General features: G+C 33.7%; 15 protein-coding genes and 3 pseudogenes. 13 read left to right on the forward strand and 5 right to left on the reverse strand.

All coding sequences use genetic code 11. The features are described from left to right. Positions 1–4: 4 nt before the first annotated feature. Positions 5–466, reverse strand: a complete 462-nt coding sequence (locus tag BCER98_RS08160; protein ID WP_012094047.1) for a DinB family protein — start codon at positions 464–466, stop codon at positions 5–7. A 172-nt stretch (positions 467–638) separates the two neighbouring features. Here BCER98_RS08160 and alr point away from each other — a divergent pair, with 172 nt between their 5' ends. Further along, positions 639–1,817 carry an alanine racemase gene (gene alr / locus BCER98_RS08165; RefSeq protein ID WP_012094048.1) on the forward strand — a complete coding sequence of 393 codons (1,179 nt, stop codon included), beginning with the start codon at positions 639–641 and terminating at the stop codon, positions 1,815–1,817. Between the two features lie 99 nt (positions 1,818–1,916). Here alr and BCER98_RS22955 read toward each other — a convergent pair. Continuing rightward, positions 1,917–2,063, reverse strand: a pseudogene (locus BCER98_RS22955) (nitrate reductase); the annotation flags it as partial. Between the two features lie 304 nt (positions 2,064–2,367). On the opposite strand from BCER98_RS22955, the gene BCER98_RS08170 reads away from it, so the two are divergent. Next, entirely contained in the window at positions 2,368–3,597 is a 1,230-nt protein-coding gene (locus BCER98_RS08170; protein ID WP_012094050.1) for a macrolide family glycosyltransferase, read from the forward strand. Between the two features lie 50 nt (positions 3,598–3,647). Continuing rightward, positions 3,648–4,850, forward strand: a complete 1,203-nt coding sequence (locus BCER98_RS08175; RefSeq protein WP_012094051.1) for a macrolide family glycosyltransferase — start codon at positions 3,648–3,650, stop codon at positions 4,848–4,850. A gap of 108 nt (positions 4,851–4,958) precedes the next feature. Here BCER98_RS08175 and pdxR read toward each other — a convergent pair whose 3' ends face one another. After that, entirely contained in the window at positions 4,959–6,380 is a 1,422-nt protein-coding gene (gene pdxR / locus BCER98_RS08180) for a MocR-like pyridoxine biosynthesis transcription factor PdxR (RefSeq protein ID WP_012094052.1), read from the reverse strand. 129 nt (positions 6,381–6,509) lie between these two features. Here pdxR and BCER98_RS08185 point away from each other — a divergent pair, with 129 nt between their 5' ends. Beyond that, positions 6,510–6,935 (forward strand): GNAT family N-acetyltransferase, encoded by a 426-nt coding sequence (locus BCER98_RS08185; RefSeq protein WP_012094053.1) that lies wholly within the window; start codon positions 6,510–6,512, stop codon positions 6,933–6,935. A gap of 104 nt (positions 6,936–7,039) precedes the next feature. On the opposite strand, the gene BCER98_RS08190 is transcribed toward BCER98_RS08185, so the two are convergent. Together BCER98_RS08190 and BCER98_RS08195 are read right to left on the reverse strand one after the other, a co-directional pair. Further along, entirely contained in the window at positions 7,040–8,080 is a 1,041-nt protein-coding gene (locus BCER98_RS08190) for an ABC transporter permease (RefSeq protein ID WP_012094054.1), read from the reverse strand. After that, the gene (locus tag BCER98_RS08195; RefSeq protein ID WP_012094055.1) at positions 8,077–8,979 is read right to left on the reverse strand and encodes an ABC transporter permease subunit; all 903 of its coding nucleotides are present in this window, start codon (positions 8,977–8,979) and stop codon (positions 8,077–8,079) included. The genes BCER98_RS08190 and BCER98_RS08195 overlap by 4 nt, the downstream gene beginning before the upstream one ends. 132 nt (positions 8,980–9,111) lie before the next feature. Between BCER98_RS08195 and BCER98_RS08200 the strand changes: the two genes are divergently transcribed. The 9 genes and pseudogenes from BCER98_RS08200 (at position 9,112) to BCER98_RS08235 (ending at position 21,347) form a co-directional block, all read left to right on the forward strand. Beyond that, positions 9,112–9,678: a GNAT family N-acetyltransferase gene (locus BCER98_RS08200; RefSeq protein WP_012094057.1), complete on the forward strand. Its 567-nt coding sequence runs from the start codon at positions 9,112–9,114 to the stop codon at positions 9,676–9,678. Between the two features lie 259 nt (positions 9,679–9,937). Beyond that, on the forward strand, positions 9,938–10,234 hold the full coding sequence (locus BCER98_RS08205; protein ID WP_012094058.1) for a WXG100 family type VII secretion target: 297 nt from the start codon (positions 9,938–9,940) through the stop codon (positions 10,232–10,234). 122 nt (positions 10,235–10,356) lie between these two features. Further along, complete coding sequence (esaA, locus tag BCER98_RS23810) at positions 10,357–13,941, forward strand: type VII secretion protein EsaA (RefSeq protein ID WP_237701332.1); 3,585 nt, start codon at positions 10,357–10,359, stop codon at positions 13,939–13,941. Further along, positions 13,916–14,416, forward strand: coding sequence for a type VII secretion protein EssA (essA, locus tag BCER98_RS08215; RefSeq protein WP_012094060.1), 501 nt, complete (start codon positions 13,916–13,918; stop codon positions 14,414–14,416). The genes esaA and essA overlap by 26 nt, the downstream gene beginning before the upstream one ends. A 12-nt stretch (positions 14,417–14,428) precedes the next feature. Beyond that, the gene (locus BCER98_RS08220; protein ID WP_012094061.1) at positions 14,429–14,680 is read left to right on the forward strand and encodes an EsaB/YukD family protein; all 252 of its coding nucleotides are present in this window, start codon (positions 14,429–14,431) and stop codon (positions 14,678–14,680) included. Between the two features lie 72 nt (positions 14,681–14,752). After that, complete coding sequence (gene essB, locus BCER98_RS08225; RefSeq protein WP_012094062.1) at positions 14,753–15,952, forward strand: type VII secretion protein EssB; 1,200 nt, start codon at positions 14,753–14,755, stop codon at positions 15,950–15,952. A 59-nt stretch (positions 15,953–16,011) separates the two neighbouring features. Then, positions 16,012–16,287: pseudogene (locus tag BCER98_RS23655) on the forward strand (FtsK/SpoIIIE N-terminal domain-containing protein); the annotation flags it as partial. A 27-nt stretch (positions 16,288–16,314) separates the two neighbouring features. Further along, positions 16,315–20,517 (forward strand): annotated as a pseudogene (gene essC / locus BCER98_RS08230) (type VII secretion protein EssC); the annotation flags it as partial. Next, the gene (locus BCER98_RS08235) at positions 20,514–21,347 is read left to right on the forward strand and encodes a DUF3952 domain-containing protein (protein ID WP_012094064.1); all 834 of its coding nucleotides are present in this window, start codon (positions 20,514–20,516) and stop codon (positions 21,345–21,347) included. The pseudogene essC and the gene BCER98_RS08235, both read left to right, overlap by 4 nt. The last annotated feature ends 14 nt before the right edge of the window (positions 21,348–21,361 follow it).

Genomic DNA, 21,361 nt, shown 5'->3' on the forward strand with positions numbered 1-21,361 from the left:
AAATTTACTCGAACAAAGCAACTGAAGGATCTTGAATATGTTCGGTTACTAACATGTGAATTTGAGCCCGATGATGATAAACGTGTGCAATGATTTCAAGTAACCATTCGAATCGGGAATAAGAAACACCCCAATATGCAGTTGTGATATGTGCTAACTCTTCGTGTGAATAAGATAGAAACGTTTCAGAAAGAAGATCATATCCCTGAAGCATGGTTTGCTGTATTTCATGAATGGTTTTTGGTGTATGTTTACGATAAAAAGTATGTAATTCCTCTTGTGGAGTCTCATTTAAAATGAGTAAATCTGCATGACAAATAAGAGCAAGGTGAGCATACATTTCAAATAACGATCGCTTATGTTGAATTGGTTTTATGTTTAAATCTGATTCAGTGAGTTGATTCAGCATTTTGATAGATGTATGAATCGCAATTTTTAGTTGATGTAAGGCAGCTTGAACAAACATTGTAATTCTCCTCATCTCCGTATATAATAGTTTTCTGAGAGCATTATATCATACTTAAAATTCAGAAGATTCTAGTAGTTTGACTAGAAAAATGAAAAGTATTATATTGTAAAAGGTCGTATGAAACGAGAAATAGAATCGAAAGCAATTATTGAGTTAGGAGTTTAGACCAATGAGTTCGAGATATGGAAGAAATACAATTGTTGAAGTGAATTTAGATGCTATTAAACATAATGTGAAAGAATTTAAAAAGAGAATTCATAATGAAAATATCACGATGATGGCAGCTGTAAAAGCAAATGCATATGGACATGGAGCAGTGGAAGTCGCAAAAGCAGCGACTGAAGCAGGTGTTCAGCAACTTGCTGTTGCATTTGTAGATGAAGGAATTGAGCTACGTGAAGCAGGTGTGACAGTTCCAATTTTAGTTTTAGGATATACACCTGTAGAAGCTGCTCAAGATGCAATCGAATATGATATTATGATGACGGTATATAGAATAGAAGAATTATCAAGTATAAATGAAATTGCGAAACAGCTTCAAACGAAAGCACGTGTTCATGTGAAGATTGATACCGGTATGAGTCGTATCGGTTTACAAGAAGAGGAAGTTGCTCCTTTTTTAAAAGAATTACAAAAGATGAATCATATAGAAGTAGAAGGAATGTATACGCATTACTCTACAGCTGATGAATTGGATAAAACATATACGAATATGCAGACAAAGTTGTTTGAGAAAGCGGTGAATACGGCGAAAGAACTAGGAATGCCAATCCCTTATATTCACAGTTCTAATAGTGCAGGATCAATGGAACTTAGCAATACGTTTCAAAATATGGTTCGCGTTGGGATTGGGATTTACGGTATGTACCCTTCAAGAGAAGTAGATCATACAGTTGTATCTTTGCAGCCAGCATTATCGTTAAAATCGAAAGTAGCTCATATTAAACGTGCGAAAAAAAATCGTGGTGTGAGTTATGGGAATACGTATATGACAACAGGTGAAGAATGGATTGCAACCGTTCCGATTGGTTATGCGGATGGTTACAATCGCCAGTTATCAAATAAAGGTCATGCATTAATCAATGGTATTCGTGTACCTGTTCTTGGACGTGTATGTATGGATCAATTAATGCTTGATGTTACAAAGGCGATGCCTGTACGTGTAGGTGATGAAGTAGTTTTCTACGGGAAACAAGGTGATGAAGAAATTTCGGTTGAGGAAGTTGCAGATTTATTAGATACAATTAACTATGAAGTGACTTGTATGTTAGATCGAAGAATTCCACGCGCTTATAAAGAAAATGGTGAAACAACTGCGGTTGTGAATATATTAAGAAAAAATAACTAAGAAAAAGGACTGAGTTGCAGCAATGTAATTTAGTCCTTTTTCATTTTTAAAACTCAATATGTATATTAGAAAGCTGTTGTAATCTACAATAATTAAAAATTAAGAAGGATGTTGTAACCATTCATCTAAATCAATATTCCCTTGAACGGATAGTAATCGATATAAGTATCGATATGGTGCCCTGCACTGTGTTACATCAGGAATGGGCATGATTGTTTCGTAACCTTTTTGGAAAGCACGAGCCTCAATTTTCTCTATTTCTATAGGAATTATCTAAATCATATTTTTCAATTTTTTTGTATGATTAGTAGGGGCATAATAAGGAATTCATAAATTGTGTTGAATGGGAATTTAGATATATATAAAGAATATAATGTTGAAAAATAGATGTGTAAAGTGGAAAAGAGTATGATTATACAAATATTTCTCAATAATAAAAGTGGTTTGAATATATAAAAAGTTAATAGATTATCGTATATAATAAATGACAAATCATTAATAATATTAATTATTAAGTTAACTCTGTTAATAATTAAGAAAGGAGAATATGATGGCGAAAGTTCTTGTAATTCATTTTCCGGGAGAAGGGCATATCAATCCGACATTGGCAGTGCTAAGTGAATTAATAAAAAGAGGCGAAAAAGTTGTTTCGTATTGTATTGAAGAGTATCGAAATAAAATTGAAACGACAGGTGTTGAATTTCGAATATATGAAAATTTTCTTCCTGAAATCAATATTATGGAGCGAATAAAACAAGGGAATAGCCCTCTAGAGATGTTGGCAAAGATGGTTGAAGCTACTGATCGTATTGTAGAGAATATTCTAGAGGAAATAAAAGAAGAACAATATGATTATTTAATTTATGATAATCATTTTGCAGTCGGATACATTTTGGCGAAAACCTTGCAGGTACCAAAAATTTCTTCTTGTACAACTTTTGCTTTTAATAAAGAAACCTCTCTTCATGATAAAAATGAACGTAGACAAATAGATGAAAGTTCTCCGCTTTATCAGTCTTGTGTATTAGGTATGAAAAAATGGGAAGAAAAATATGGAGTCAAATGCAATGACTTATTGGATATTATGAATCATCCAGGAGATATTACGATTGTCTATACGTCAAAACAATATCAACCTTACGCTCATACATTTGATGAATCATATAAATTTGTTGGACCTTCAATCGCACCGCGTAAAGATGTGGAAAGCTTTCCACTCAAATTTTCAAAAAAGAAGCCAGTCCTTTTTATTTCGATGGGAACGATTTTTAACCAACAACCAGAACTATATGAAACATGTTTCAAAGCATTTCGAGATTTAAATGTAACTGTGGTGTTAGTAGTGGGGAGGAAAATAAATATCAGTCAATTTGAAGAAATTCCAGCGAATTTTAATGTGTATAACTATGTACCACAATTAGAAATATTACAACATACAGATGTATTTATTACACATGGAGGAATGAATAGTTCTAGTGAGGCGTTATATTATGGAGTTCCACTTGTTGTCATTCCCGTTATGGGGGATCAACCTTTTGTGGCAAAACGAGTCGAAGAATTAGGAGCAGGAATTCAGTTGGATCGTACAAATATAACCCCTGAAATATTACGTGAAGCGGTAGAAATGATACTAGATAATAAAAGTTTTAGAGAAAAAAGTCGTAAAATAGGGGAATCTTTACACGCGGCAGGTGGATATAGACGAGCTGTCGATGAAATTGTAACATTCACCTCAGGTGCTATGCATAAATCATGCTTTCAATTAAAAAATAGTAAGTGACAACTAGAAATCTACTCTAATGAAAATGTATAGAAAACGGAGTGATTTTGATGTCAAAAGTACTTGTAATAAATTTTCCAGCAGAAGGTCATATTAACCCGACAATAGCTCTTGTCAAAGAGCTTGTGGATAGAGGGGAAGAGGTTATTTACTATTGTGAGGAAGAATATCGTTCTAAATTACAAAATACTGGTGTTGAATTTCGAAATTATAAGGATTATTTGAAGGAAATTCGTTTGCAAAACAGAATGAAGGATATGTTTAATCCAGTGCAAATGATATATAGATTCTTAAATGCAACTGAAAAGGCGCTTCCTTTTCTTTTGGAAGAGATGAGCTGTGAAAAGTTTGATTATATCATTTACGACCAACATTTTTTGTTAGGGAGAATTTTAGCTGAAATCCTACAATTACCAACGATAGCTTCTTGTACAACATTTGCAATCAGCAAAGAGATGGTTGCGGAATTATCTGCCCCAAAAAGTAAAGTAGATTCAGCTTTATATAAGGAATGTCAAAAGATTTTAGATAGAATCCGAAATCGCTATAGACTGCAAATTACTTCTATGAAACAACTTTTTTATTATGAGAGTGCTATGACATTCGTTTTTACTTCTGAATATTTCCAGCCACACGCAGAGCAATTTCATAGTAATGTGAAGTTTATAGGTCCTTCTATCATTGCACGTGAGGAGAGAGTGGAATTTCCATTTGATAAGCTAATAGGAAAAGAAGTAATTTACTTGTCAATGGGAACGGAGCTGAATCAACAGATCGAACTATATAACACATGTTTCCGTGCTTTAGAAGAATTTGATGGAGTAGTTGTAATTTCTGTTGGTAAGGACACGGATATGACGAAACTTACAAATATTCCATCTCATTTTATTGTGCGTCCTTACGTTCCACAACTAGAAGTCTTAAAATATACGAATGTATTTATTACACATGGTGGTATGAACAGCGTGAATGAAGGGCTTTATTATGATACACCACTTCTTGTGTTACCAATTACAAATGATCAACCTCTTGTAGCAAAACGGGTTGAAGAATTAAATGCTGGTATTGTTTTAGATTATCAGAATATCACACCAGCTGCATTGCAAAAGGCGGTAAGTCATCTCCTTAATAATAAAATTTATAAAGAGGGAAGTAGAACAGTAGGGTTAAGTTTACGGAAAGCAGGAGGATATCAAAAAGCAGTAGATGAAATAATGAAATTTAAAAAAGAGATGCTATCTCGTTCTTTTTGAAATAAATAGAAGATTCTTATTCAACGGAAACAAATGAAGTAAAAAGTTTAGAAATATCATCACGTTCAAAAAACTAACATAATCAAGTATGAAAAGCTGCTTTTGCAATTATTGTTGCAAAAAACAGCTTTTTTTAGTAAACCAAGCTTCTTTTAATAATGTTACAACAGTTTCAATTGCATTGACTGGTATCCCTCCGAATCCTAGTAGAACGTAAGGTTCTCTTTGTAAATCATAGATTGAATCGTATATGGATAAAGGATAAACTTTTACACATTTTTCAGCAGCTGATTGAATGAGTTCGTGCTCATTCATGCCATTATGAACATGGAGCACAATATGAAGCCCAGATTGCTCTCCAAGTATATTAACATCTGCACCCATTTGATTTCTAATGGATTTCACTAATGTATGATGTTTTTTCTTATATAGTGTACGAACACGGTTTAAATGTCGATCCCAGTCTCCTTTTTGCATGAAGTGAGCAAGAGCAAGTTGTTGTAATTTGGAAACGGTTTGTTTAAAAATGCCACCAAGCTTGTTGTAAGTTTCTAAAAGATGATTCGGAAGAACGATATACCCCATTCTTAAAGATGGTAAAAATGATTTTGAAAAAGTACCCATGTAAATGACGCGTTCATTTGTATCAAGTCCTTGCAGTGAGGGAATGGGTTTGCCAATATAGCGAAATTCTCCATCGTAATCATCTTCAATAATATAGCCATCCTGATCGTTTGCCCATTTTAATAACTCTAGTCTCCTTGATAGTGGCATAATCATCCCATATGGAAATTGATGAGAAGGTGTAACATAAGCAACATTTGCATCACAATTGCTGAGAAATGAAATGTCTATTCCTTTTTCATCTAACGGAGTAGGGTGAATAGGAAGACCACAGCTTTGAATAATAGCTTTTACACGATGAAATCCAGGGTTTTCTATTGCATATACTTTTTGTCGTCCAAGCAGTTGAATAAGCAACCAAAGAAGTGGCTGTATACCAGCGCCAACAATGATTTGATTGGGCGAAGAGTGAACTCCGCGAGCGTGATATAAATATTTTGAAATATGAGTACGAAGTATAAGCTCTCCTTGCGGGTCTTCTTTTGTAAATAAGTCGTTTTCATATTGTAGTAAGCATTCTTGAAGTGCCTTTTTCCAATTTGAGAGAGGAAAGGCTGTTTGATCAATATTTCCTTGACTACAATCAAAATAGATTTGTTTGTTTGAGACTTTTTCAAATGGATAAGGGGGAATTTGTTGTTTATATGAAATCACATTTGCATCTATTTCAGCGACAAATATACCACGCTTTGGCTTACTGTCCACATATCCTTCTGCAGACAATTGCTGATACGCTGACTCAATTGTAATGCGGCTAACTCCAAGCTGTAATGCTAAGTTTCGATGAGAAGGAAGACGTGTCCCAGCAGGAAGAGTGCCTTTACAAATTTCTTGTTTTATAAATTCGTAAATTTGTATATAAATAGGTGTTCGACTTTCTACTTGTAGAGGAATGATTAAATCCATAGTATTTGCTCTCCTTCAATAACTGGCCTTGTAAAAAAGAAATGAACTGTCACTTAAATGAAGGCCAGTTTCGATTTAAAGTAATGATATAACATTCAGAAAATTTTATAAATAGTTAGGGGAGATCGGATGAATATTATCGAAATAAAAACAGAAGAACAATTAGAGGAGGTATTACCCGTTTTACAACAATTACGAACGACTCTTACAAAAGAGGAAGCACGGGTTTTATTTCGCCGGATGAAAGAAGAACATTATCAGCTATTTTCTTTAATGAACGAAAATGGTGAAGCGGTTAGTCTTGCTGGTGTAGCTGTGGGTACGAACTTTTATAATAACAAGCATGTTTTTGTATATGACCTTGTAACAGCGGAAACGTACCGATCAAAAGGATATGGTGAAACATTACTCGCATATATAGAGCGATGGGGAAAAGAACAAGGCTGTAAGTGCATTGCTCTGACATCATCTATGCAGCGTGTAGATGCACATCGTTTTTATGAAAGAGCAAAATATAAAAAAGTGAGTTATTCGTTCTGGAAGGAATTAAAATAAAGAAGGGGCATCTTAAGCTCCTTCTTTATTTTTGATATCGAATTTTTATTTCATTTAATGTCTTACTTCGTTCATCTTCGAAGTAATTTTCGTGTGCTCCTTTTTTATAAATGCGGCGAAGATTGTTTTCTTTTTTCTAAAGAAGCAAATGAAAAGGCATCTTTATCTTTCGCATATGTTTTTTGATCTGGAACAGAAGGTGTTACAATTGTTTGAGAATCTCTTGCTTTTCGTGCGTCTTGTATTCCTGTTATCATAAGTTTAATAAAAAGGATCGTAATAAAGAATGTAACGAGTGTATAAAAAATAATCCATAATGAAAGGTTCATTTCATAATGATTTAATCCAATTAAGCCTGCCCAATCATTCGAGAGTGAAACAGGTTTGAACTCACCTTCGGTTAGTTCTTTCATCTGTATCCCACCGATTATAATGTTAAGTAGTGCTAGATGAATCATGAGTATGAGTGTTTGAACAATATGCTCCATAAATAGAACGAATATGCGATCGAGTAATAAGACTCGTAAGTGTTTCTTTATAATATGGAAACGAGTTGCTCCCATGAGTTGTGAGCTTAATATATAGTCTTGTTGCATAAACTCATCAACTTCCGAAGAAATATATAAAGAAATTGTAGGTAAAGCGATAAAAATGAGTACAATTGCTTGATAAAATGCAAATGAAATATTAGGGTTTAGTTGATCCGCATTTGATGTGATGAGAATATTAACGGGTGCTATGAGTATGAACGCGATAAATAAAGTTGGAATATAGTAAAATACTTCAGAACATACTTGGGAAAATCTCTTGAATTTTGCAGCATATAAACTTAAGAAGATTCCTATACATGTTCCAAATAAAATACGTAACAAACTAATTGTTATAGCAAATAAAATTGTAAATTTTGCCCCATCTAAAATTTGTAAGAAAATAGGTTCTCCAAAACGGTCAGAGCCAAAAGGCGGCATTACAGATGGGGGAAAAGGAGCTTTTCCAATTAATTCGTTCTTGTCATTATAAAGTAGCAAGGGGGCTTCCGGTATACTATCTTTAAAGAAGAAGCTATAAATAAAGCTAGCTGTAATGAAGAGAAAAAGATAAGTGAATCCGATTAAAAAGCGTTTTGATTTCCAAATCCCCCTCATAACAGTTCTCCTTTCATTTGTTTTTGCAATCTATTCATCATAAAAGAGAGTATTTGAAAGATAATATAAAACGGTAAAATAATCATCATAAGTATGATAAATATAGCAGAGGGTGAAATAAATGCCTTTTTAAATAAAAACTGAACAATCCCTTGCATGTTAAAAATAAATTCTAAGATGAACAAATTAGAAAGTAAGAAAACAAAAATTGTTTTTAAATGGTGGAAGAGGTGGATGGATATATTTTTGAATAAATGAATACATAGTATATAACTTGATGATAGACCTTTTCCATAAGCCACCTCTACATATTGCTTCCTATGTTCTTCGTATATGTATAAAATCATCATTCTAAACATTTGTATAGTAGGTAACACTGCTAAGGATAAAATAGGAAGTAAATAGGCTCGATTTTCTTGAAAAGATATAATGGTGACTGGAGATTCCCCGAACTGCTTAAGAAACCAGATGAAAAACATTTGTAAACAAATCATTATCATCATATCAGGGATAGCCTCTAATACAAAAATAAATCTGTTTATCCACCTTTTAATAGAATCCGTTGCTAAAAAATAGAAAAATGCCATGCCAGCTGAAAGAAAGAGCGCAAGAATAAAAGCTGCGAACAAAACAGTAAAAGAATATGTGTAAGGTTCTAATACGGTTGGAAATAATGGTATTTTTTTTGAATAACCGAATGGCGTATCTGATGATAGAACGATTAAAGACGTTGGTGAGAAAACTTCTTTTAACATAGTAAAGAAATGCTTGAAAAATTGAAATGGCTGAAAGGTAAATCTCTCTTGTGTGATAAACAAGTAAGGTAAATTTAATAATAGTAAGAGTGATAAGATAATCGATAAAAGTTTGCTTATGAATGAAAATATTTTATGTAACATGAAACCTCCTCCATCAACTTTTTACAATATTATACAACGAAATATGAATTGTTGTTAGAATTTTTTGGTAATGTTACAATGTATATTGATAATATAATAAATTCAAATATTTAGGTTGATGTAGGAGGGAGTATGGAGCGTATATATTTAGAAGGTAAAAAAGTGATTGTGAGAGAGATAGACGAGGCAGATATTCATTCGTTATATGAACAAATATACAAAGAAGAAAAACCGGAATGGAAAAAGTGGGATGCCCCATATTTTCCATTTTCTATGCAAGAGTACTCGGAATACAGGGAGAAGTTACAATCTAAGTTAAAAGAGGACCCCTTGTCTCAACTTATTATTGAGGTTAAAGGTGAAATTATCGGAATAGTTGGTTTTTATTGGGAGTATAAACCGACACGCTGGTTAGAGATGGGGATTGTCATTTATAATCCTGCATATTGGAACGGTGGCTATGGTACAGAGGCTTTACAATTATATAGAGATTTATTATTTGAAAATATGGAAATTGGTAGAGTGGGCTTAACAACTTGGTCTGGAAACGAGCGAATGATGAAAGTGGCTGAGAAAATCGGAATGAAGTTAGAAGGACGCATGCGAAAATGCCGTTATTATAATGGAATATATTATGATTCTATTCGAATGGGGATTATTCGTGAAGAATGGGAGGAATTACGTGAAGTGAAAGAGTGAAGGAATATAAAAGGATGGCTATGGATTGAATTCTTGCAAATAGTTTTCGCTTATAAGATATAATATTTTTGTTAAAAAATGATGGGTATTACAATTATACGTAAGAGAAAATGAGGAAATGGGAAACAATCTTGATATATATGAATTTTAAGTGTTGTAAAAAAACTACTTTTCAAATTTTTACTATTATTCTATAATTAACTAAGAAGAATGAATTATATATACATTCTTTCATTTTATTGTTAAGGGGGAAATATGTATGGCAGGACAAATTCGTATGAGTCCAGAAGAGCTGAAGTCAAAAGCTAGCTTATATGGACAAAGTTCACAACAAATCGATGAAATTCTGAGTCGATTACAAAGATTGCAAGATGAATTGAGAGGGGAATGGGAAGGACGTGCTTTCGAAGGATTTGATCAACAATTTAATCAATTAAGACCGAAAGTAGAAAACTTCGCACAATTATTACAAGAGATTAATATTCAACTTTCAAAAACTGCAGAAGCAGTTGCAGCTCATGATGAAGAGCTATCACGTAATTTTGGTCTAAAGTAAGAGACACTGATTACTCTACATATGTGAGTTTTTCAATTAGCCATGCAACTGCTGTTGCATGGTTAATTTTTTACAACTAGGATCATGATTTTTATTTGCAGGAGTGATATGGATTGAAAAAAATGAAGTGGAGTACTTTGTTGTTTCTTGTTTTAGCACTCGTATTTGCAACAAGTACTTCCTATTTAGCTTTAAATAAAAAGTTAAAAAATGAAGATAGCAAATACACTCCGAAAATGGCGGTTGCTTTAGTGAATGAAGACGAAGGAACTGTCTTTGAGGGAAATAAAATAGCATTTGGGGATCAATATATAAACAACATTAATAAGGATCAGAATCATCAATGGTATGTCGTGAGTCGTGGTGTGGCAGAGAGCGGCTTGAAGAATAATAACTATAATCTGATGATTGTAATACCAAATGATTTTTCTAGAAAGGCTGTAGCTATTAATTCTGAGTCGCCAGAGAAATTGACATTAAGTTATAAAGTAAATGCAATAGGAAATAAAGAATTGAAAGCAGAAGCTGAGAAAACAGCTGCATCGATTTTAGAAGATTTTAATCGTCGCATTATAGATGTTTATTTCGCGAGTATCATTGGGAAATTACAGGCAGCTCAAGATAATATTGAAACAATTGTGGATAAAGAGCAATCGCATATGAAAATGTACAAGTCAAATATACATAGTCCACTGGCAAACTATACAAACCAATTTAAAACTGTGCAAGATTATACAGGTGCATCTGTTGATAGTTTTAAAGGATTTCAAGGTGTATTACAACGGTTTGGACAAACAATTGATGAAGATGCGAAATGGAATCATACCTATTTAGAAGAATTTAATAATCTACAAAATCTCAAAAAGAATAATAGCGTATTAGAAAATAACTTTTCCAATCAATTCAATCAATTTACTAGTGAACTGAATGAAGTTGATACATTAAAACAATTGAGCTTATTGGAATCCGCTAATAAAGCAATAGCCAATCATTTTAATAAAGTGGAGAATCAGACAAATGTTTTACTTGATGCGGCAATCATTCAAGAATATTTAAAAGATGTAAATAATAAAATGAAAGACTATGATGCGGAGCTAACAAATAAGTTACAAACAAATATGCAAGAGTCCATCAATACGAGATTAAAAGAAAAGCTGTCTGGAAATGATAAAAAAGAAGTAAATATAACAACATTATTGCAAGAACCGAATAACCGAATGAAAAAGCAAATTGAGAGTCTCATTAATCAACTTCCAAGTATGAATATAGAAGAAATTGATAAGCTTACTTTGCCTGATGAAACGAAGAGAACTTTGAAAAATGTAGTAGAGGTTTCTAAAAAATATAGTTATGAAAATGATTTTAATAATAAGGAAGAAAATGGAGCGCCGCTAACCAATACAATTGAAACCATTAAAACAACACTTATGACGGATGGGGTTGTCTTTCAAGATACAGAAAGAAAGCCACAGATGGATGCAGCGCAAACATTCACTCTACAACTTCCAGAAGGATTTGGGCTATATGAAGATTCCGGTGCTTTAATCATCAATGGTATAGATTACACCGCGGAATATTTAAGTAATGGAAATGTTATGTTGCCAGCGCAAGCGGAAGAGAATTTATCCATTCGTGTTCATGCTAAATTGCTGAATAACGATGCAAATATCGATGTTTTTAAACCGGTAACGTGGAAATGGGATTTGACTCATACATCTGAGAAGGTGACGAATAATCTTGATCCTGAAGTGACAAAGCCTTCGGAACAAGGTGAAAACAATGATGATCATTCAAATGTGCAAGTTGTACAATTAACAAATCGAGCAAAGGTGCCTATACATTCACTGTACCAAGTGGTAGATAACAAAAGAACAGCTGGAAATAACAAGGGCGAACAAAAGCCAGAAGGTACAAAAGAACCGAATGACGAAGGCGAACAAAAGCCAGAAGGTACAAAAGAACCGAATGGCGAAGGCGAACAAAAGCCAGGGGATACAACAAAACCGAATGACGAAGGCGAACAAAAACCAGGGGATACAACAAAACCGAATGGCGAAGATGAACAAAAGCCAGGAGATACAACAAAACCGAATGACGAAGATGAACAAAAGCCAGAAGGTACAAAAGAACCGAATGACGAAGATGAACAAAAGCCAGAAGGTACAAAAGAACCGAATGGCGAAGGCGAACAAAAACCAGAAGATGAAAACGGTTCTGTGAAACAAATTGAACGTACGAATGACCATATTGTTCATCAAAAATCGGAGACTTTATCAACAGTATCATCAAGTGAGCTTATGAAAGAAGCAATCGAAGTGGTGGAAAATTATGAGAAGTTATCGAACCTATATCAAGTATATTATGGTTTGGATTTAAAATCAGAGAATTTAGTAGAACAGTTGGAATCAAGTTCATTAAATGCTCTTGCTTCGCCGCAATCGCTTTATTACATGTTAAATAAGCAAAATGTAATCGATGTGATTACAAGCTTTGTTTCAGCTGAAATTCAAGAAGAGGTATCATCTGATATAGGGAATTTAAAGAACAAGATGAAAGCGTTTCAAAGTATCGTGAATAACGCTGAGCAATCCTCTGTTCCTTTTGCGGAAAAATTAAAGCAAATATCAGATCAAACAAATGTTATGAATACAAACTTAAGAGAGTATTTGAATGCATTGGCAAAATGGCGTGAAAATAGTTTGAAACTAGTAGATGACCAAAAAACTTTAGTTAGTGGTCGTGAAGGTGAACGAACAGCTGTAATGACATTAGATTCTGGGTTTAAATCGCTATTAACAAAAAGTCAATCGTTGGCTGAAACTTCAAAAGGAACATTGCAAGTATCAGATGATGTGTATAAAACATTTGATCAAATCAATAACCGAGCAAAAGAAATTCAAGATAGTGGTGTAACCATCGTTTCTAAAGCTAATACATTATTGGAAAATTTAACTAAAAAAGTAACCGATGATAAAGATTTTTCGAAAAACTTTAATAAAGTATTAGCAAACAGCCGGATTGGAGATCGTCAAAACGAAAAGCTATATCAATTTTTAGCAAATCCGGTTTTAAAACAAAATGATGGTGTAATTACAGCAGGGAATATATTTACACCGTATTTAATTGTGTTAGTATGCTTTATTGTTTCTTTATTTACATCATACACAATCGCTAATCAAGAAAGAAAACGCAGTCCAAAAGATAACTTTACAGAAAAGGTATCAATTTTAGATATGAATTTGCCGATTACAGCTATCACATTTGGAATCGCTATTATTGAAGGGGTTATTATTGGAACCATTGCTGCCAAGTTATTAGAATTCAGTGGTAGCCAAAAATTAACTTGTATAGCCTTTATTACGATTACAATGATGGCATTCGTATTCATTTCAACGTATTTATTACGTCAAATAAAAATGATAGGTATGTTTATCTTATTAACATTCTTAAGCTTATATTTATTTTTAACAGAAGCTGTAGGAATTAAAGTGAAAGATGATTCATATTTTAGTAAGTTACGTGAATTTTCACCACTTCAATATGTAGAAGACTACTTAAATCATTTTATAAATAGTGAAAATAACGGACATGTTACCTTTGCGGTAATTCTTGGGATGGCAATTGTTGGGTTTATTATTAATTTATTTGTACGGCATAAAGGTTGGGAGGAAAAAAAAGGCGATGATGAAGTGCATAAAGCAAGTTAAATTCTCATTGGTCCTTTTTCTTTTCTTGTCTGCTGCGCTACCGATAAGGAGCGCAGCAGACAGTTACCTAAATGATAATGGTAAACTTGAATTTAAAGTAGATCGAGTACAACAGACTAATCAAGAAAGAAACGAAAAAGGGCAGCAGGAAACAGAGCTTGATAAATCAGGGATTGAATTGTTCAATTCAGAAGTTGAAAAACAAATGAAAGACAAACAAATGAATGAACAGAAAGAAATGAAAGAGTTAGCCAACTCTTTATTTTTAAATCCAAAGAAAATTGATAATGTGAAGGAAACGGAGAAACAGTTGTTTTCAAAAGAATACTATGTAACATCGAATGGGAATGAAATGGACCAAAGTCAAACTAATACTGATAGCGCTATTAGCCCCGTCTTAATTGGATTAATCATGGCTAGTATTATATTTATTTGCGTTGTAACAGGGATTATTATTCGGAAAATATGGATGTAAGGAGTAGTATAAATGGCTGTACAAACTCATATTAACGTCACTGTTGATTTTCGTAAATGGAATGAAAGTACATATGATTTACGAATTCCGATTCATCAAACAGTGAAATACTTGCTTAAAAATTTAGTTGAAACATTGAGAATTGAAGCATATGACACATCGAACTATGTTATTAAAGTGGTAAATAAGTCCATGCTATTAACGGATGATGATAGATTAGTAGATCACAAAGTAACAGATGGAGATATACTAAAGGTTTTATAAATCACATAATAAAACATATAGGATTTAAAAAGTACATATAGGGCTGATAAGGAAAAGGAGAAGTAGAAAATTATGACGGAAAAAGCAATTCAGATTGATTCAATGGAATATCGATTTGAAATAGAAGAGAATATTTGGAAATTAGAACTCGCTAAATCGCAAACACAAGTAAAAGACAACCGTCAATTAGAATTATTAATGGACACATCATCTGGTTTTCTACCGGTAACGATAGAAGAACAAGATGATGCTTTTACTTTTATATATAAAGTTGACAAGAAATTTTTAAAATGGGGAGATTTACAAAAAATGGGGAGGAATGACAAGCTTCGTTTAATTCGAAATGTGTCTTCTTTTTATAAGTATTTACATAGAAGAATTACGTTCTTCCTACATCCTGAGAATATTGTTTTCGATGCAAATTTAATGCCTTTCATTATCCATAGAGGCATCCGAGATACCCTTCCGCCGAAACCGCTTACAGAAGCGCAATTTTTACGTCAGTTTAAATGTTTCATCGTTGCTCTTTTTTCTAATAAGCATAGTTATGATGATTTATATAAGGGTTTATTAGACAGTGCGAAAGACACATCGTTTGAACAAAACGTTGTAAATATACATAACTTTGATGAGTTAATGGAGTTAATCGAAAATAGTTTTGAAAAAGAGCAAATTAAAGCAGAACAAACAATGCAGCTTGTTTCGAAAAAGCACTTTACGTTATTTAAATACTTAACATTCTCATTTGCAGCAGCAACGGTCATCTTATTCATACCAGTTGTTTATTATATGTTTATGAAAATACCTTATCAAAATACATTATTAGAGGCAAATAAGAACTTTTTAGCAACAGACTATGATAAGGTAATTAGCAATTTGAGCAAGGAAGACTTTGAAACATTACCATTTGCTTCTAAATATGAATTAGCATACTCGTATATTAAAGTTGAAAAGTTATCAGATAGTCAAAAAGAGGCTATTATGAAAAATGTTACTTTAAAAAGTGATGAGAAATATTTATTGTACTGGATGTATAACGGAAAAGGAGACTTCGATAAATCGTTAGATTTAGCAAAAAGTATTGATGATCCGCAATTGATTATGTATGGGCTTATTAAGCAAATTGAAGCTGTAAAACATAATCCGGATTTATCTGGTAAAGAACGTGATGAGAAATTAAAAACATTTGAACAACAATTAAATGAGTATGAGAAGAAGTATAAAAAACCATCAACTGAAAAAGAAACAACAAATGAAGAAAAGGCTAAATAATAAAATTGTAATTTTTATTAAGGGGTAGAGAGAGTAAAACAAAAGGAGAAGTGGGAAGTATGGAGCAATTACTTGCACTAAGTTACGGGAATAAATTACATAAATGCCGCCTACATCCATCTGAGCGTCCTACAGTAACGATTGGGAAAGACTGGTCTAATCATATTACAGATTTTGATTTAGATGAATCGATTGAAATGAATTGGGACGGTGAATTGTCGGTTTGGAAAATAAAAGGACAGACACTTTTGTTGAATGAAGTCAATATCATCCCACTAAAGAATGATAAGACGATGCGAATTTGGATTACAACTGTAGAAGAAAGCGTTATATATGATACATCCACTCGGCGTTCCATAGCCATTAGTAAAAATGACTATGATGATATAACTGTTCATGGTGCTACTGTTGATGTATTGCTCATTCGTGAATCATTAGATGATCCGTTCAAAATACATGTATATGAAGGAAGCGTCTTTCATAACTATTCAAAAGTAGAAGAAACAGCAATAGTAGAACATGGAGATCATCTTTATTTTGATGGTGTAACGATTCATATCGGAAGTGAAGATGTTCAAATGTTTGCTTCGAAAAATCGGGTAGAATCGACATTGCCTCGTTTGTTAGAAGCAGACAGCCCTTACCACGATGAATATCCTGATTATCATCGTTCACCACGCATTATTTATCGCGAGCCAGTTGAAAAAATGGTCATTGCTAAACCATCTAGTAAACCGACAAAACCAACGGAGCATCTAGGGAGAGTAATTGCTCCGGCGCTTGTAATGATTGTTGTAACGGTAATCTTAGCTATATTTCGTACATATGGACTCTTTATTTATGCATCCTTAGCGATGACTTTAGTGACTGTCATTGTTTCTATTACGTATTACATAAAAAATGTAAAACAATATAAAATTGACATTGCTGAACGAGATAAAAGTTACCGCGAATATTTAGCGCGCAAGACGAAAGATTTATATGCAGAAAGTGAAAAACAACGTCATGCACTGCACTATCATTATCCGGATGCTGTAGAAATTCGCAAAATGGCAAAAGAAGTGAATTCTCGTATATATGAAAAAACAATGATGCATCATGATTTCTTACATTACCGCGTCGGAAAAGGTGATGTAGATACGAATTTTGAGATTGAATTTAATGAAGAAGAGTTCAGTCAACATAAAGATGAACTAATTGTAATGGGACGTGAATTGCGACAAAAATATTTGTCACAAAAAGATGTACCAGTTGTAACCGATTTAATGAATGGGCCAGTCGGATATATTGGACAGCGCTCGTTAGTATTAGAACAACTGCAATTATTAGTTATGCAAACAGCGTTATTCCATAGTTACTATGATGTACAGTTTATTACTGTATTTCCTGAAGAAGAGAAACATAAGTGGGAATGGATGCGTTGGTTACCTCATGCAAGTGTCAGAGATATTAATGTCAGAGGTTTTGTCTACCATGACCGAAGTAGAGATCAAGTTTTAAATAGTTTGTATCAAATATTAAAAGAACGAAAATTAAAAGTAGATGAAAAAAGCAATTCTAATGAAAAAATCTATTTTTCACCACATTATGTTGTCTTAATTACTGATGAAAAATTAATGTTAGATCATGTCGTTATGGAATTCTTTAATGAAGACCCAATTGATTTAGGAGTATCACTTGTCTTTGTACAAGATGTTATGCAAAGCTTACCGGAACAAGTAAAAACAGTTATTGATATAAGAGATGCTAAAAAAGGAAACATTATTTTGGAACAAGGAGAGCTAGTAAATCGTTACTTTGTACCAGATCATTTTCCAAAAGGATTTCATTTAGAAGATGTATCGCGAGCTCTAGCGCCACTTAATCATTTACAAAACTTGAAAAATAGTATTCCAGAAAGTGTGACATTTCTAGAAATGTATAATGTTGAGAAAGTAGAAGAACTCAATATTACACAAAGATGGGCAAAAAACGCAGCGCATAAATCATTAGCCGTACCACTTGGCCTGCGAGGGAAAGAAGATATCGTAAATTTAAACCTGCATGAAAAGGCGCATGGACCGCACGGATTAATAGCTGGTACAACAGGATCTGGTAAATCTGAGATTATTCAATCTTACATTTTATCTCTTGCGGTTAATTTTCATCCATATGAAGTTGCTTTTCTATTAATTGATTATAAGGGCGGAGGTATGGCGAACTTATTTAGAAATTTACCGCATTTATTAGGGACGATTACGAACTTAGATGGTGCGCAAAGTATGCGTGCACTTGCTTCAATTAAAGCGGAATTACAAAAACGCCAACGCTTATTTGGCGAAAATAATGTGAATCATATTAACCAATATCAAAAATTATACAAAGAAGGCATTGTAAAAGAGCCAATGCCGCATCTATTTTTAATTAGTGATGAGTTCGCAGAGTTAAAGTCAGAACAGCCAGACTTTATGAAAGAATTAGTTTCAACAGCGCGTATCGGACGTTCTCTCGGTATTCATTTAATACTGGCTACACAAAAACCAAGTGGGGTTGTCGATGATCAAATTTGGAGTAACTCGAAATTTAAACTAGCACTTAAAGTGCAAAACACGTCAGACAGTAATGAAATATTAAAAACACCTGACGCAGCAGAAATTACATTACCAGGACGAGCATACTTACAGGTCGGAAATAATGAAATCTATGAATTATTCCAATCTGCGTGGAGCGGTGCTGACTACGTGGAAAATAAAGACGATCAAGATCACCTTGATACAACTATTTATACAATTAACGACTTAGGTCAATATGAAATATTAAGTGAGGACTTAAGCGGACTTGGAGAAAATAAAGAAGTTTCAACCGTACCAACTGAACTTGAAGCCGTGATTGATTATATTCATGATTACGCAGAAGATAGAAAAATCGAAGCACTTGCAAGACCATGGTTACCGCCGCTTCCAGAAAAAATATTCCTGCAAGACTTACACCCAGTTCACTTTAAAGAAGCATGGAATGAAGCGAAGAAACCATTGCAAGCAACAGTTGGTTTACTAGATCAACCAGAATTACAATCACAAACTCCACTAACATTAGACATAAGTAAAGATGGACATGTTGCCGTCTTCTCAAGCCCAGGGTACGGTAAATCGACGTTCTTACAAACATTAATTATGGATGTAGCGCGTCAAAATAGTCCGGAGCATTTGCATGTGTATTTAGTCGACCTTGGTACGAATGGCCTCTTACCATTAAAAGGATTGCCGCATGTTGCGGATACAATTACGATTGACGAAGCAGAAAAGTGCTTAAAATTAGTTGAAAGATTAACGCAAGAGATGAAACAACGTAAACGCATGTTAAGTGAATATGACGTCGCAAGCATAGAAATGTATGAGAAAGCTAGCGGTAAACAAATACCGAATATCATCGTTGCAATCGATAATTACGATGCAGTGAAAGAAGCTAAATTTTATGAGGAATTTGAAATGCTAATTATGCAAATCGTCCGAGAAGGGGCTAGTCTAGGAATCCATACCTTAATTAGTGCAGGACGACAAAGTGCACTGCGTATTCAACTATACAACAACATTAAACTGCAAACATGTCTATATATGATTGACCAAAGTGAAATCTCAGGCATTGTAGGCCGATCTGATTTGAAAGTAGAAGAAATAGCAGGACGAGCAATTATAAAACTAGATTCACCGACATTATTCCAGTCGGCATTACCAACAAAAGCAGAAGACGAATTAGAGCAAATTCAATTACTGCAGCAAGAAGCAAGTGAAATGGATCAAGAATGGGGTGGAGAACGTCCGAAGGCAATTCCAATGATGCCAGAAGTTATTGATCTTCTCACATATCGTAAAAACAAGGACGTTGCCAAAGCATTACAAGCGGGACAAGTTCCACTTGGGCTTGACTTCACAAATATAGAAGTTGTTGCGCACGATATTGCAGTTAACGATCATTTAATGATTTACAGCGCAGATGATAATATGAGAAAACAAGTCGTATCAAGTATACTTTCTCAAATGAATAAAGACTATTTTGAGAGTGTAACACTAGTAGATACAGCTGAGTATAGCTTCGTTCAATATAAAGACAATGTGATGCATTACATCGTAGAAGAAAATGAAGTAAACGTTCATGTGAAATATTGGATGGAAGTGATTCGCGAACGATCTCTTGCACTATCACAAGCAAGACAAGAAGGTAGAGAAATACCAGTGTTTACAAAACAACTTATCATCATGACGAACGTTGAAGAATTTAGTAGACTCGTTTACCTAGAAACAGATGACGCAACAACTTTAATGGACCTATCTCGAACAGTTGGTATTTACTTTGTCCTAGCAGGACATCATGACTATATCGATCGCAACCGTGATGCCTTACCAATGAAAATGCGAAGTAAACTAACAGCAGGCATCATCGCCATGCCATTAAATGACCAAAGTGTCTTCAATATTAAATACGTAAGTAACGAAGCACCTTTAGGAAAAGACGAAGTCTATTACTACCAAAAAGGAAGCATTATAAAACTCAAAATGCCAAGAGTAATGAACGAGGTGACGGTATGAAATTGAAAAAGAAAGTTAAGGGGATGATTATTATGACGATAGTTGCGGGTTTATTTAGTGGGTGTAGTTTTGGGGAAACGAAAATAGACTACGAGAAATTTGTAAAAGCGTTGGATGAAGAAGATATGAAGACGGTTATGTCTGCGAGTGATGATGGATATGCGCATTTAGAAGAACGAGTGATACATAGTACACTGGAAGAAAAAGAAGATGGTATATATAAAAAAAATGTATATCAAACCACTGATGGGGTATATAACACGAAAGAAAAAAACTTATATGGTCGTACAATGCAAACAGTCACTACAAAAATTGATACAAGAAAAGAAAAGGACAAAATAAAAAACTATAACAAAGAAAAAGTATACAGTACAAATATTAAATACGAAAACGGCCAAGTACAAAGTACAAATCGAAACTTAGAAGTTTCTCAAGTGAAGCTTCTTATGAATCATCTTCATGGAGTAGGGAAACTAAAGATGAAGCCTGATGGTGATAAAAAAGGATTTGATGAGCCTAATTCAGTAGGATATGAATTAACCGAAGCGGAATTTCAACAAATTATAAATGATAAATTGAAGTTACAATATGATGAATATGATGGTTCGTCACTTGTACTTAGCTTCGATGCTGCAAAAGATTCGAAAGAAAAGCCGATGGAGTTATCAGAGCTAAGTGTCTCTGTAAACTATAAGAAAAAGAATGAAGAGGGGAAAGTGGTTACGAATATTTTACAAATTAGAGTATACTTTGCCGGAAAAAAATATAATGATTCAAAAGCATTAAAAGATTATGGTGAGTATGAAAAACAATATAGTAATAATAAATGAGTATGGAAGGAGAT

This window comes from Bacillus cytotoxicus NVH 391-98, from assembly GCF_000017425.1.
Taxonomy (GTDB): domain Bacteria; phylum Bacillota; class Bacilli; order Bacillales; family Bacillaceae_G; genus Bacillus_A; species Bacillus_A cytotoxicus.